At 58.5% G+C, this 13,340-nt stretch carries 16 protein-coding genes; 9 read left to right on the top strand and 7 right to left on the bottom strand.

The window, feature by feature from the left end; all coding sequences use genetic code 11:
• Window positions 1–45: 45 nt before the first annotated feature.
• A complete protein-coding gene (locus tag AC07VV_RS13085; RefSeq protein ID WP_262158225.1) occupies window positions 46–882 on the bottom strand; it encodes a CvfB family protein in 837 nt (278 codons plus the stop codon).
• Between the two features lie 351 nt (window positions 883–1,233).
• On the opposite strand from AC07VV_RS13085, the gene AC07VV_RS13090 reads away from it, so the two are divergent.
• The 3 genes from AC07VV_RS13090 (at window position 1,234) to AC07VV_RS13100 (ending at window position 3,303) form a co-directional block, all read left to right on the top strand.
• Window positions 1,234–1,422 carry a PFL_1563 family small protein gene (locus AC07VV_RS13090; RefSeq protein ID WP_016985943.1) on the top strand — a complete coding sequence of 63 codons (189 nt, stop codon included), beginning with the start codon at window positions 1,234–1,236 and terminating at the stop codon, window positions 1,420–1,422.
• Window positions 1,423–1,639: 217 nt separating this feature from the next.
• Window positions 1,640–2,356, top strand: a complete 717-nt coding sequence (locus tag AC07VV_RS13095; protein WP_495036438.1) for a TorF family putative porin — start codon at window positions 1,640–1,642, stop codon at window positions 2,354–2,356.
• 77 nt (window positions 2,357–2,433) lie between these two features.
• The gene (locus AC07VV_RS13100; protein ID WP_495036439.1) at window positions 2,434–3,303 is read left to right on the top strand and encodes a DUF6279 family lipoprotein; all 870 of its coding nucleotides are present in this window, start codon (window positions 2,434–2,436) and stop codon (window positions 3,301–3,303) included.
• Window positions 3,304–3,385: 82 nt separating this feature from the next.
• Here the strand turns inward: AC07VV_RS13100 and AC07VV_RS13105 are convergent, their stop codons facing one another.
• Window positions 3,386–3,778, bottom strand: a complete 393-nt coding sequence (locus tag AC07VV_RS13105; RefSeq protein WP_495036440.1) for a transcriptional regulator — start codon at window positions 3,776–3,778, stop codon at window positions 3,386–3,388.
• A gap of 176 nt (window positions 3,779–3,954) precedes the next feature.
• On the opposite strand from AC07VV_RS13105, the gene AC07VV_RS13110 reads away from it, so the two are divergent.
• From AC07VV_RS13110 to AC07VV_RS13125, 4 genes are all read left to right on the top strand, one after another.
• Window positions 3,955–4,689, top strand: a complete 735-nt coding sequence (locus tag AC07VV_RS13110; protein WP_495036441.1) for a DUF899 domain-containing protein — start codon at window positions 3,955–3,957, stop codon at window positions 4,687–4,689.
• Between the two features lie 81 nt (window positions 4,690–4,770).
• Window positions 4,771–5,046 (top strand): hypothetical protein, encoded by a 276-nt coding sequence (locus AC07VV_RS13115; protein WP_457380425.1) that lies wholly within the window; start codon window positions 4,771–4,773, stop codon window positions 5,044–5,046.
• A gap of 237 nt (window positions 5,047–5,283) precedes the next feature.
• On the top strand, window positions 5,284–5,868 hold the full coding sequence (locus AC07VV_RS13120) for a C39 family peptidase (RefSeq protein WP_495036442.1): 585 nt from the start codon (window positions 5,284–5,286) through the stop codon (window positions 5,866–5,868).
• Window positions 5,869–5,880: 12 nt separating this feature from the next.
• A complete protein-coding gene (locus tag AC07VV_RS13125; RefSeq protein ID WP_495036443.1) occupies window positions 5,881–6,480 on the top strand; it encodes a hypothetical protein in 600 nt (199 codons plus the stop codon).
• A gap of 63 nt (window positions 6,481–6,543) precedes the next feature.
• Here AC07VV_RS13125 and AC07VV_RS13130 read toward each other — a convergent pair whose 3' ends face one another.
• Window positions 6,544–7,884, bottom strand: coding sequence for a DEAD/DEAH box helicase (locus AC07VV_RS13130; protein WP_041070247.1), 1,341 nt, complete (start codon window positions 7,882–7,884; stop codon window positions 6,544–6,546).
• Window positions 7,885–8,075: 191 nt separating this feature from the next.
• Between AC07VV_RS13130 and AC07VV_RS13135 the strand changes: the two genes are divergently transcribed.
• On the top strand, window positions 8,076–9,374 hold the full coding sequence (locus tag AC07VV_RS13135; protein WP_495036444.1) for a mechanosensitive ion channel family protein: 1,299 nt from the start codon (window positions 8,076–8,078) through the stop codon (window positions 9,372–9,374).
• Between the two features lie 62 nt (window positions 9,375–9,436).
• Here the strand turns inward: AC07VV_RS13135 and AC07VV_RS13140 are convergent, their stop codons facing one another.
• Window positions 9,437–10,081: a hydrolase gene (locus AC07VV_RS13140; RefSeq protein WP_085648570.1), complete on the bottom strand. Its 645-nt coding sequence runs from the start codon at window positions 10,079–10,081 to the stop codon at window positions 9,437–9,439.
• Between the two features lie 169 nt (window positions 10,082–10,250).
• Here AC07VV_RS13140 and AC07VV_RS13145 point away from each other — a divergent pair, with 169 nt between their 5' ends.
• Entirely contained in the window at window positions 10,251–11,138 is an 888-nt protein-coding gene (locus AC07VV_RS13145) for a LysR family transcriptional regulator (protein WP_495036445.1), read from the top strand.
• On the opposite strand, the gene AC07VV_RS13150 is transcribed toward AC07VV_RS13145, so the two are convergent.
• The 3 genes from AC07VV_RS13150 to AC07VV_RS13160 all read right to left on the bottom strand — a co-directional run bounded on the left by AC07VV_RS13150 (window position 11,101) and on the right by AC07VV_RS13160 (window position 13,321).
• Window positions 11,101–12,690, bottom strand: a complete 1,590-nt coding sequence (locus AC07VV_RS13150) for an S-type pyocin domain-containing protein (protein WP_495036446.1) — start codon at window positions 12,688–12,690, stop codon at window positions 11,101–11,103. The genes AC07VV_RS13145 and AC07VV_RS13150 overlap by 38 nt on opposite strands.
• An 83-nt stretch (window positions 12,691–12,773) precedes the next feature.
• The gene (locus AC07VV_RS13155; protein WP_495036447.1) at window positions 12,774–13,049 is read right to left on the bottom strand and encodes a bacteriocin immunity protein; all 276 of its coding nucleotides are present in this window, start codon (window positions 13,047–13,049) and stop codon (window positions 12,774–12,776) included.
• Window positions 13,046–13,321, bottom strand: a complete 276-nt coding sequence (locus AC07VV_RS13160) for a bacteriocin immunity protein (RefSeq protein WP_495036448.1) — start codon at window positions 13,319–13,321, stop codon at window positions 13,046–13,048. The genes AC07VV_RS13155 and AC07VV_RS13160 overlap by 4 nt, the downstream gene beginning before the upstream one ends.
• Between the last annotated feature and the right edge of the window lie 19 nt (window positions 13,322–13,340).

Genomic DNA, 13,340 nt, shown 5'->3' on the forward strand with positions numbered 1-13,340 from the left:
CTGCCCGACCTCAAGGGAGCCCATGCAACATGGGCCACGTCAGGCTCAGGTTAGTTCAATGCGATCGGCATGAATGACGATCTTGCCTTCCTTGTACAACGAACCGATGGCCTTCTTGAAGTTGCCCTTGCTGACACCGAACAGGCTGCTGATCAGCGCCGGATCACTCTTGTCGCTGACGGCCAGGGTGCCATCGTTTTCGCGCAACTTGACGAGGATCTTCGAATTCAGGCTGCTGGCTGCTTCCTGCCCCACCGGTTGCAGGCTCAGGCTGATCTTGCCATCGGCGCGCACTTCCTTGATGAAGCCTTTCTCGCGCATGCCGGAACGCATGAACTTGAAGATTTCATTCTTGTGAATCAAACCCCAGTGCTTGTTGTTGATGACCGCCTTGAAACCCATGTCGGTGGATTCGGCCACCAGCAGATCAACTTCCTGGCCCACGCTGTAGTTGGCCGGGGTCTTGTCGAGGTAGCGATCAAGACGCGCGGTGGCGGTGATGCGGCGGGTGTGTTTGTCGAGGTAGACATGCACCACGCAGTACTCGCCGGCGGTCATCTGGCGTTTTTCTTCGGAGTAAGGCAGCAGCAGATCCTTCGGCAGGCCCCAATCGAGGAACACACCGATGCTGTTGACTTCAACAACTTTCAAACTGGCAAATTCACCGACCTGAACTTTTGGTTTTTCAGTGGTGGCAATAAGTTTGTCATCGCTGTCCAGATAAATGAAAACATTGAGCCAGTCTTCATCTTCGCTGGGAATATCTTTAGGGATATAACGGTTGGGCAAAAGAATTTCGCCGTCGGCACCGCCGTCCAGATATAAACCGAAGTTAGTGTGTTTAACCACTTGCAAACTGTTGTAGCGCCCGACTAAAGCCATTTCCAATACCCTCATTGCGTGGGCGGCATTCTACCCGGTTTTGCCGGGTTCGTTGGCCGGCAGAGCCTGCCATCGACTGAAAATTTGCGCGAGGCCTTGATTTTCCTTGGTTTGCCGCCGAGCGGGCGCCACTCGTCAGACCACCTCGGCGACTCCGCAGCGCGCCCTCACCTCGAAAAAGGCACCATGGCCGATAAATGTTGTTATTTAAAACAGCAGGTTAGCGGGATATTTCGAATAATTAATCGAGAATAATCCACCCGCACGCTGGGTTATTCCGGGGGATATTTACCAAGCAATTGTCAAGTTATTCCTGTACGATGCCTGGCCGAGTTACTTTTCTACAGGTTAATGGCCGCCATGCGTGTAAAAGCATCCACCAGCAAAGCAAAGCCAGCTCCAGCCGTTGAAACCAGCGAATCGATCAACGATCAGATCGCGGCATTCCTCAAGTCCGGCGGCGAAATCCAGCAAATTGCCAAGGGCGTCAGCGGCCAGACGTTCGGCCCGTCCAAGCAGATCAGCCTGGGCAAGAAGTAACACCCCGCAACACACCAGTCCCAAGGCGCTTTGAGCTTCGAAGCGTCTGGACCGGAACCCTCGCAAGACCGCTCTCGCGTTCAATCAAACTCAACAAAACAACAGAAATCGACGAACGGCCCTCGATGCCGATCATTCGCCGGTATCCTTGCACGCGTCTGGATCAAGCGTTTCAGCAGTCTTTATCGCACTGCGCTCGCTGTTCAAGGAGTGACGCATGCTCAAACCCCTCTGTTTATTTCTTGCAGGCCTGCTGGCGAGCCCGATGGCGCACGCGCAGATATTCCAGCGCGAACTCGGCGACTTCGACCTCAAGCTCGGCACCACGCCCAGCCGCAGCATGGCTCAGGGTCTGGTCAAACCTTCTGCCGCCGGTTCGTTCCACGGCGGCCTCGATCTGAGCCACGACAGCGGCCTCTACGTCGGCCAGTACGCGCCGAGCATGGGACTGACGCCGGGCAAGAATCTGGAGATCGATTCCTACGTCGGCTTTAAACAACCCTTCGATCAAACCCTCGGCTACGAAGTCGGGATGATCCACTACAGCTATCCCAAGGTCGACACCCTCGACAGCCAGGAATTATTCGGCGGCCTGACCCTGCTCGGCAGCCGTTTCGGCATCGCACTGAGCAACGATCCGGACAAACAGAACAACACCTTGTTTGCCGATCTGCGCGGCAACCAGCCGTTCGGCATCGGGATCAGCATGAAATACACCACCCATCAGCTCAATACACCGGTCTCGGTGGACGGCGGGTATGTCAGCAGTTTTACCGACTGGTCGGTGAAATTTTCCCGCCCGGTGATGGGCGTCGACCTCGACCTGATCTACAGCAATTCCAGCCTCAGCGGCAGCGATTGCTCCGCCTATTCCGGGCACAACAGCCAGTGCGACGGGCTGGTCACGCTCAAGGCCGAACGCGCGTTCTATTGATTGGCTGAACTGCCGGGCCCATCCTGCGTTCACATAAGCATCAGACTTCGAAGCCAGGCTCACGCAAGGATTCGCCCATGTCTCGCTGGTTCAAACAGATCGCCGCCCTATTGGTTTTCACCGTTGCCCTCGGCGCTTGTAGCCGTGTGGGCCTCGCCTATCGCAATCTCGACGTGATCATTCCGTGGACGCTCAGCGACTACCTGGACATGACCGGCGAGCAGAAAGGCTGGTTCAACGAACGCCTCAAGGAACACCTGAGCTGGCACTGCAGCACGCAGTTGCCGGGGTATCTGGATTGGCTCGATCGTCTGCAAACCATGGTCGAAACCAATCAGGTCACCGACGCCGCGCTCCAGGCCCGCACCTTGGAGGCCAAGCAGGCGATTGCCGAAACCGCCCGGGAAATCACGCCGTCGGCGATCGAGTTGCTGCAAGGGCTGGATGACAAACAGGTCGCGGAAATGAATGACGCGTTTGCCAAGGATCTGCGCAAACGTCAGCAGGAATATGTGAAGCCACCACTGGCCCAGCAGATTGCCGAACGCGGCGCGCGGATGGACAAACGCCTCAACGACTGGCTCGGGCCGCTGAGCACCACCCAGGAACAACGCGTGATGGCGTGGTCGACAGCATTGGGCGACCAGAACACTCAATGGATCGCCAACCGTGCGCACTGGCAACAACAGTTCAGTGCAGCCGTCTCCCAGCGCAACAGCCCGGAATTCCCACAGCGGATCGAGACGCTTCTGGTCTATCGCGAGCGTTTATGGACAGCGGATTACCGCAAAGCCTACGCCGACACCGAAGCCCAGGCGCGCTCGCTGGCGGTCGATCTGATGGCTGAAAGCACGCCGCAACAACGGCAGCGCTTGTTGAAGAAAATCGAAGGGGTGCGCAAGGACTTCAATGATCTGAAGTGTTTGAAGGCCGTTAAACAGAATTAGAAAACCACAAGATCGCAGCCCTCGGCAGCTCCCGCAGAATTTGCGGAGCTACCGAGGGCTGCGGTCTTTTGCTTTCCTGGATTCAGGCAATCTGCGCCTTGGACGCCACCCGATCAAACGTCGCCTCATCCAGCGCATCCTCCTGTTCATCCAGCACCTGACGCGGATGATCATTACCGGGAATGCTGCTGTCGATCAGGCTTAACAGGCTTGATCCGCGCGGGGTCAGGCTGAAATTGTTGCCGGTGCTGCCCTCATGTTCGCCACGGGGCCCGATAAAGCCGCGCAGCAACAGCTTCTGCTCGTATTCACAGGCGATGGTTTTCAGATGATCCAGATTCTCGATCGGCTCGCCCGCCGCCGCTTTTTCCGCCGCATAGTCTTCTGCGTAAGAGCGCGGTGCGAAGCTGTGGCCTGCGCCGTTCTGTACTTCATGCAGCAGGCGTTCAATCAAATCCCAGTTATAAGTCGTCATCCTGATTCAACCTCCGATGCGCGTGATTAATGGCGCCTTCAAAGGTTGTGACCCGAGCGGACAAAAGCCGTTCAGCTTCATTTACCGCCCCGACCGACCGGCGGTCTGTCGATTTCCGACAGCGGCGAGCGACTAGTCTGAGACAGACGGTTTCAACCCCCGCAGGAGAAATCATCATGAACGTTGAGAATCATCCGGTGGTGTCGCGCGAAGAATGGCTCGCCGCCCGCAAGCAGCATCTGGCCGATGAAAAGGCCTTCACGAAAGAACGCGACCGCCTCAGCGCCAAACGTCGCGCCCTGCCCTGGGTGAAGGTCGACAAGGATTACCGCTTCATGGGGCCGAACGGCGAATTGAAACTGGCTGACCTGTTCGGCCAACACAGCCAACTCGTCGTTTATCACTTCATGTTTGCCAAAGGCTGGGATGAAGGCTGTCCGGGCTGCTCGTTCCTCAGCGACCACATCGACGGCGCCAATCAACACCTGACCCATCACGACATTGCCGTGGTGGCGGTGTCGCACGCGCCATTCGCCGAATTCCAGGCCTTCAGGCGGCGGATGGGCTGGAAATTCGACTGGGTGTCGTCGGACGGCTCCGATTTCAACTACGACTTTGGCGTTTGCGCCCACGCTGATGATGCCGAAGCCGGAAAGGCTACATACAACTACGAAAAGACTGACAGTGGCGAAGAGGAAATGCCGGGGCTGAGCGTGTTCTATCGCGCCAACAACCGCGAGATTTTCCACACCTACTCGACCTACGCTCGAGGCCTGGACATGCTGGTCGGTGCCTACAACTACCTCGATCTCACGCCAAAAGGCCGGAATGAGGACGAGATCATGGAGTGGGTGCGGCATCACGATCGGTATGACGGAGAACAAAAATCCAGTTGCTGTCACGGAGACTGAGCCAGCAAAGACACTGAACTTTTCATTGGCCACAGCCCTCAACCGGTTAACCCGCCTTAACCGGATCTGAGGCCCGCCCCGATGAAAACCCTGCTCAAACTCACCCTCGCTGCCACGCTCGCCTGCGCCCTGCCCGTCTGGGCCTGCACCCCGGAAGAAGCCACCGCCAAACGCGAACAATTGGCCAGGGAAGTCGCCAAGCTCACCGAGCAAAACCCGGCCAAGGCCAAGGAAATCAACGCCGAGTTGCAGAAGATGGACCTGGGCACGGCATCTGCCGACCTGCCGGACAAATGCCAGTTGATCGATCAGCGGCTGAAGGAACTGGATTCGGCCGAGAAGAAAACCGAAGGCTGACAGCCCACTCAACACCGCAGGCTTTGGATCTACCGCTCGGGATCGATGCCAAAGCCGGTGTCCTTTCGTCCGGATATTTGCATTAATGCATTTATATATTTGCACCAATGCATATTGAGACCTAGGGTTACCTCGAGCTGATCGGAACCGGCCATCGGAGATGGCAACCCATTCACAGCCGATCGCTCGCAACATCCACACGTTGGACGTTTGTTTTCATTCATGGAGGATTGAAAAATGTTAACCACTGAAACAACGCAATTCACCGGCAACACCCTGCCCGGGTGCCTGACCGGCCATCTGCTTGACCCGCAACTGGTCGAGGTCGAAGCGGCCCCGCAGGCCAAGGCCCTCGCAGCATCGAGTCTCAACTTCACAATGCAGCAACAGACCCAGACCAATTGGTGCTGGGCCGCGGTTTCCGCATCGGTCGGCAACTACTACGGCACCGGGTCCTGGACTCAGTGCGGCGTTGCCAGCACCCAACTGAACCGCAACTGCTGCAGCCAGCCGGGGCCGTGCAACGTCTACGGCTATCTGGATTCGGCCCTGCAAACCACCCGCAGCTACAACGGGATGAATCAGGGTTCGCTGCAAATGTCGGCCATCCAGAACCAGATCAACATGGGCCGGCCTGTCGGCCTGCGCTGTGCATGGTACGGCGGCGGTGCACACTTCCTGACAATCTACGGCACCAACGGCAACTACGTGCTGGTCGCGGATTCGATCTACGGCTATTCGACCCGCGCATTGAACTCGTTCCCCGGTTCCTACAACGGTGGCGGCAACTGGACTCACACTTACTTCACGGCGAAAAACTAGGAGGGCGACATCATGCAACTGACTTATCCAAAGGCGCCTTCCAACGGCGTACAGACCTTGCGTCCGGTGTTGCAAGCCGCGCTGCAAACACAGGGATTTGGCATCAATCGCCAGTTCGCCAGTGCGGCGCCGGCGAAAATCAGTCTCAGCGAGGCGTATCGCGGTTATTCGCTGAGCCTGGAGGATCTGAGCCAGGGCAAAGGCCTGAAGGACGCCCGGCTCGGTGACTGGCATTACCTGGTGTTTGCCGACGGCGTGTCGATTGCCGATGCGCAATTGGCCGAAGTCCGTGGTCACGTCGAGTTCGCCTCGTTGAACCACGGTAACCTGGCGGCGGCCACGGTCGATGCACTGAAACTGGCCGAGCAATCGCCGCAGTTGCAGGGCAAAACCGTTGAACTGCGGGTGTTGTTCGTTTCGGCGCTGCACGTTGTAGCGATCTGGCTGCACGCGGCGGGTGAAGATGTGCTGATCCCGATCGAGCCAACGCCCAAGGAGTTGGCGCTGCCCGGGCTGTACAGCGAGGCAGCCCTGCTCGCGCAGCTCAAACCGACGGCGGATCAGACAAAGCAACGCTTTGACGCCGACACCAGTGGCCTGTTGGGCAACTGACAAACGCTGGCGATAAAAAAACCCGGACACTGTCCGGGTTTTTCTTTACCTGCCTGAAACGACTTACTCAGCCGCTGGCTCTGCCGGCTTGCGGCGCTTGAGCGGGGCCATGCCGTCGCTGCTTACCAGAGAATCCGGCTTCGGACGGTTAGCGCTCTTGCGCTTGGTCGGGGTCTTGGCGGCGGTTTTCTTCTTGTCGCCCTTGGCGTCGGTCTTTTTCTTCTTCACGCCGACGGCCTTGCCCGAGGCCTTGACCTTTTTCGGTCCGCCGTAGGTGCCTTTGACTTCCTTGATGGTGCGGCGCTCGAAGCTCTGCTTCAGATAACGCTCGATGCTCGACATCAGGTTCCAGTCGCCGTGGCAGATCAGCGAGATCGCCAGACCGTCGTTGCCGGCACGGCCGGTACGGCCGATGCGGTGCACGTATTCGTCGCCGCTGCGTGGCATGTCGAAGTTGATCACCAGATCCAGACCATCAACGTCCAGACCGCGGGCCGCCACGTCGGTGGCGACCAGAATCTTCACACCGCCCTGCTTCAGACGATCGATCGCCAGTTTGCGATCCTTCTGGTCTTTCTCGCCGTGCAGCACGAACGCCTTGTATTCCTGAGCGACGAGGCGACCGTAGATGCGGTCGGCCATGGCCCGGGTGTTGGTGAAGACGATGGCCTTCTGGTAGGTCTCGTTGGCCAGCAGCCAGTTCACGATCTGCTCTTTGTGCTGGTTGTGGTCGGCGGTGATGATCTGCTGACGGGTGGTCGAGTTCAGTTGGCTGACCGCGTTGAGCTGCAAGTGCTCAGGGTTGTTCAGCACCTTGGCGATCATCTCGCGCAGGCCGGAACCGCCGGTGGTGGCGGAGAACAGCATGGTCTGCTGACGGTTCGGGCATTCGTCGACCAGACGCTGCACGTCTTCGGCGAAACCCATGTCGAGCATGCGGTCGGCTTCGTCGAGCACCAGCACTTCGACTTCTTTCAGGTCGAGGTTGCCGGCGTTCAGTTGCTCGATCATCCGGCCCGGGGTGCCGATCAGGATATCCGGCACCTTGCGCAGCATGGCGGCCTGGACCTTGAAGTCTTCACCGCCGGTGATCAGGCCGGACTTGATGAAAGTGAACTGCGAAAAGCGCTCGACTTCCTTCAAGGTCTGCTGGGCCAGCTCGCGGGTCGGCAGCAGGATCAGGGTCTTGATGCTGACGCGGATCTTGGCCGGGCCGATCAGGCGGTTGAGGATCGGCAGGACAAAAGCGGCGGTCTTGCCGCTACCGGTTTGCGCCGTCACCCGCAGGTCACGCCCCTGAAGCGCCAGCGGAATGGCCGCGGCTTGCACAGGCGTTGGCTCGACAAATTTCAGCTCGGCCACGGCTTTGAGCAGGCGTTCGTGCAGGGCGAATTGGGAAAACACGGGTGCTACCTCGAAGATATGCAAAAAATCAGCTGCATAGGTTACCGGTTTCGAGCGCTCAGGCCGAGTTTCTTTGTGAAATCAGCCGTAATCAGTGGCTTTTTTGTTGCTCGATTTGTCTCCAACGGTAATACACAGCGTCTTAAATGCTCTAATCGCCCGTCGCGTCTTACAGAAGAATCGTCTCTCTCATGGATTTCAAACAGCTCTGGCTCAACGCCCAAGACCTCTGGGGTGCCCTCGATCAGCACCCGCTCCTGCACGCCGGCCTGGCATTGATCCTGCTGCTGGTAATCGCGCTGGTCCTCGGACGAGTGGCGCGTTACCTGATCCTGCATGCCAGCCGCATGCTCGGTCGCCAGCCCGCGCTGCACTGGCTCAACGACTTTCGGCATAACAAAGTGTTTCAGCGCCTGGCGCAGATGACGCCGTCGCTGGTGATCCAGTTCGGCCTGCACCTGGTGCCGGAGCTGAGCAAGACCGCCATGGTGTTTCTCGGCAATGTCGCGCTGGCGTTCACCATTCTGTTCCTGCTGCTTTCGGTCAGCGCCCTGCTCAATGCCCTGCTGGACATCTACGCCCGCACCGAACACGCCCGCACCCGCTCGATCAAGGGTTACGTGCAATTGGCGAAAATGGTCTTGTACGTGTTCGGCGCGATCATCATCGTCGCCACCCTGATCGACCGCTCGCCGCTGTTGCTGCTGTCCGGTCTGGGTGCGATGTCGGCGGTGATCCTGTTGGTCTACAAGGACACCCTGCTGTCGTTCGTCGCCAGCGTACAACTGACCAGCAACGACATGCTGCGGGTCGGCGACTGGATCGAAATGCCGCAAGTCGGCGCCGATGGCGACGTGGTCGATATCACCCTGCACACGGTCAAGGTGCAGAACTTCGACAAGACCATCGTCTCGATCCCGACCTGGCGCCTGATGTCCGAGTCGTTCAGAAACTGGCGCGGCATGCAGCAGTCCGGCGGGCGACGGATCAAGCGCAGTCTGTTCATCGACGCCAGCGGTGTGCGCTTCATCCGCGACGATGAAGAAGAAAAACTCTCCCAGGTGCACCTGCTGACCGCGTACATGGGCCGCAAGAAAGCCGAGCTCAAGGCCTGGAACGAAGCGCAGGGCAACGTCGCGGCGATGTCGGCCAACCGTCGGCGCATGACCAACATCGGCACCTTCCGCGCTTACGCACTGGCCTATCTGAAGAGCCACCCGGAGATCCAGCCGAACATGACCTGCATGGTCCGCCAGATGCAGACCACGGCCCAGGGCATCCCGCTGGAAATCTACTGCTTTACCACCACCACGGTGTGGGCCGATTACGAGCGGATCCAGGGGGATATTTTCGATTACCTGCTGGCGGTGCTGCCGGAATTTGGGCTGAGCCTGTATCAGCAGCCGAGCGGCGGGGATTTGCGTTCCGGGTTGTTGCCGGCAGTTCTTGGTGCGAGCCACATCCCCGAGGCCGAAAAACACCGGATGTAGACCTTTCTCGCGGACAACAAAAAAGACGCAACCCCGGTTGCGTCTTTTTTTGTCCTGCCGACTTACTTGGCCTGCCGCTGCGGTGCCTTGTGCACCATGGTGTAGGCGTAGTCGACGCCCATGCCGTATGCGCCGCTGTGTTCCAGCACCAGGTCCATCACCGCCTGATAAGTGTCTTTGTGCGCCCAGTCACGCTGGTACTCGAGCAGCACTTGCTGCCAGGTCACCGGCACTGCACCCGCCTGAATCATTCGCTGTACCGACATGTCGTGGGCTTCTTTGGTAGTGCCGCCGGAAGCGTCGGTGACGATGTACACCTCGTAGCCTTCGGCCAGGGCTTCCAGTGCCGGGAAGGTCAGGCAGACCTCGGTCCACAGCGCGGCGATGATCAGCTTCTTGCGCCCGGTGGCCTTCACCGCGTCAACCAGCGCCTTGTCTTCCCAGGAGTTCATCGAGGTGCGCTCGATCGGCTTCTGCTCCGGGTGTACTGCCAACAGTTCTGGCCAGATGTAGCCGCTGAAGCTTTCGGTTTCGACCGAGGTGTAGATGGTCGGCACGTTGAAGATCTTCGCTGCCTTGGCCAGGCCGACGGTGTTGTTCTTCAAGGTCTGACGGTCGATCGACTGCACGCCGAAAGCCATTTGCGGCTGGTGGTCGATCAGGATCAGGGCGGAGTTGGTTGGGTTCAGCAGTTCACGGATAGACATGGCGCGTTCCTTTTGATGTCGATTCAGAGTTTCGATTGGGTAATGGGTGAGTCGAGTGGCTTGCCGTCTTCGGCGTTGTTGTCTCGGCTTGGATGTCACTTTAGGGGCTAGCCGATAAAGGGACAATTCCCTAAAATCGAGAATAATTGATTCTAAATAAGGGACAATCATGGATCGCATCGAATGCATGCGCGCCTTCGTGGTAACGGTCGGCGAGAACGGCTTTGCGGCTGCCGCCCGGGCCATGGACGTGCCCCGGTCGAAAGTCAGCAAACAGATTCAGGCGCTCGAAGAAGCCATCGGCGTGCAACTGCTGCAACGCACTACCCGCAGCCTGCACCTGACCGAGGCCGGTGCGGAGTATTTCGAAGCAGCGCGGGAAGTGATTGCGGCATTGGACGAGGCCGAACAGCGAGCCCGGGACGGGGTTGGCGAATTGCGCGGTGTGTTGCGGGTCAACGCGCCGATGTCGTTCGGCCTGCGGCGGCTGGGAAAGCTGATTCCGCTGTTCCACGAGCAGCACCCGAACATCGAGCTGCAACTGGTGCTCAGCGACCAGCAGGTCGATCCGGTACGCGGCGGGTTCGACGTGACCATCCGCATCGCCAGCCTGCCCGACTCGACCATGATCGCCCGGCAACTGGCGCCAGCGCCGCGGATCATGGTCGCCTCCCCTGCTTACCTCGAACGCGCGGGCACGCCGCAGACCCCGCAGGATCTGCGCTCGCATCAATGCTTGAACTACGGCTATCTGCAGAGTGGCGTCAGCCTGCAACTGTGCAACGGCAAGGAGACCCAGCGAGTCAACGTCACCGGGCCGCTGCACGCCAACAACGGCGACCTGCTGGCGCAAGCGGCCGAGGCCGGCATGGGCATTGCGCTGCTGCCGGATTTCATCGTCGAAGAAGCGCTGGCGACCGGGCGGCTGGTGCCGGTGCTGTGCGAATGGCAGGCGCCGGCGATCACCATCAACGCCGTGTATTCGTCAGCGCGGCGGGTGCCGCAGAAGACCCGGGCGTTTATCGAGTTTCTGGTGGGGCAACTGGCGCCGGGGTAGTGCCGGCTGCCTGGGCAAACTCCAGTGGATTCCTGAACATGACATACACAGGCTCCAGGCCCGAATCGGCAGGGAACACCACGACATAGTCATCGAAGACCACGGTTGAGGGTTCGGTGAACGTTTCCAGCAACGGCACCGCTGCCGAGCGCAGGAACCCCAGGCGATGATCGGCGAACGTTGTCCGTTTCGGGGAATTCTCGTCTACGCCCGAAGGAGACCAACTGACAGACAACGGCGCAACGCCTTCAGCCGTAAACAAGTAGGTTTGCGTACTCTCAATCCAGACTGCCGGGCGAACTCTGACACCCGATGACGAGTCGCCCGTACTCACCGGTGAAAGGGCCACCTGGTGCAAAGTCTCGATTTCCCTGATGCCCTGGGACAACGTTCCGGGCGGTACGGAACAGGTGCCACTGCTCAATCTGAACGGGACATCGACCGCACCCTGCGTTTGCGCAAGGTAGTGCCAATCCGGCCCTTCAATCGGGAGAAGGTCCGCCAGCGGAACGCAAACCCCAAACCGGCCCACCTCGGCGCGACTGCGAAACTCGAATTGCAGCACAGCGGCATACTGCCCTTGATGCGTCGGAGCACTGGAGGTGATCTGCCAGGTGAACTCCGCCACCGCCGAACGAATGGCCTTTTGCAGATCGACGCGATGGTTTTCCAACGTTTGCGACAGTGCGCCTTCAACGATGATGGCCGGACGCGCATCGGCAAAAGCCAGAGGGGAATACATCTGAGCCCCGACCTGCGCGGGCCCGAGCTGTTGCTGATCGCGCAGCCCCATAAGTTGAGTTTGTGCCGTCGACAACAGCGCTTCGGCCTCCGTTTGAAGTTGCCTGAGACGCGGATTGAGTTGATTCAACTTCGCGACATAACCGTCGTAAATGGCACTGATCTGCTGCGCAATGCTTTGCCACTGCCCTCGTTCCGCCCCTGCGTACGTGACCTCGCGCTGCGCGTTGTCTCTTTTGAGTTGCACGTGCAATTGCCAGTATCGAAAGCGTTGCATGGCAAGGCGGCAATCAAATTCGCTTCCCTCCAGCGCACGAATTTCCAGTTCTCGTTGAGCAATGAGCGCTTGTGCACTCAATTGCTGACGAAGATGGCTGATGCGCAGTTGCAGATCCGCGAGTGCCGCCTGGGCGTCGCGCTCGGAAACAGCCAGATCGGCGACGAGTTTTTGTACCTCGGCCTGAGTCTGGGCAATGCGTTGTCGGGTGATCTGCGCCCAGTCCATCGGCGCCGGAGGCCATTGCGCAGGCGCAACCGCCGGGGACGCGGCCTGTCCCTTGAACGCAACGCGGCCCTGTTTGCGATGCCAGTCTTTGACGTAATAAACGATCGAGCCACTGGAGTTCGGATTGGGATCATCCTCGGGGTGATAGAACAACAGATCCGCCCCTTTGGGATGACCTGAAATCCGGTCGAAGTGATTGATCAATCGGTCGTGATCCGCTTTGGGTACATCGACAGCCCAGATCCGGTCGACCAGTGCCTGGAACTCCGGCTCGGTGTAATCGCCGAGGGTTGATTTGAGTTTCATGGTTTTTAACTTCCTTGTTTGTCCGCATGACTCCGGAGGGCATTCAAGCGAATGCCCTCCATCCTTGGTCACTTGCTTCATAGTTACTCAGGTTTGAAGCCAGGTTTGTTATTGAGCGCGCGCCACTCTTTCACTTCTTTCAGGATGCCTTCGGGGCTGTCTTCACGTCCTTCCTTGGGGTAGAAGATGACGTCCGAGCGGTCGGGGTGTTCGGTTACCAGCTCGAAATGATCCAGTAACTTATCGGTGTACTCACCCAAAGCGTCGCCTTCAAGTGGGGTCAAGTCATCAAAAAACTCGCGGAGGAACACTAAAAACTCGGTTTCGGTGTAGTGCTCAAGCTTCTCTTTAAAAATCATTTCGACTTAAATCCCCGTTTACCGCTGAGCGCGATCCACTCTTTCACGACACGCAGAACACCTTCAGGCGAACTCTCCTGCCCCTCTTTCGGGTAAAAAATCACATCCGAGCGATCAGGATGCTGCGTCACCCGCTCGAAGTGCTCTACTCCCTTGAGTATGAAGGCGTCGTAATTGTCAGCAGACATATCATCTCTTTCTTCATAAAGAGCGCGCAGAAACTCTAAAAACTCCACCTCGGTGTAGTCTTCAAGGCTGTCTTTAAAAATCACAATAGTTCTCCGGCAAACA

This window comes from Pseudomonas sp. GW821-FHT02C04, from assembly GCF_059421845.1.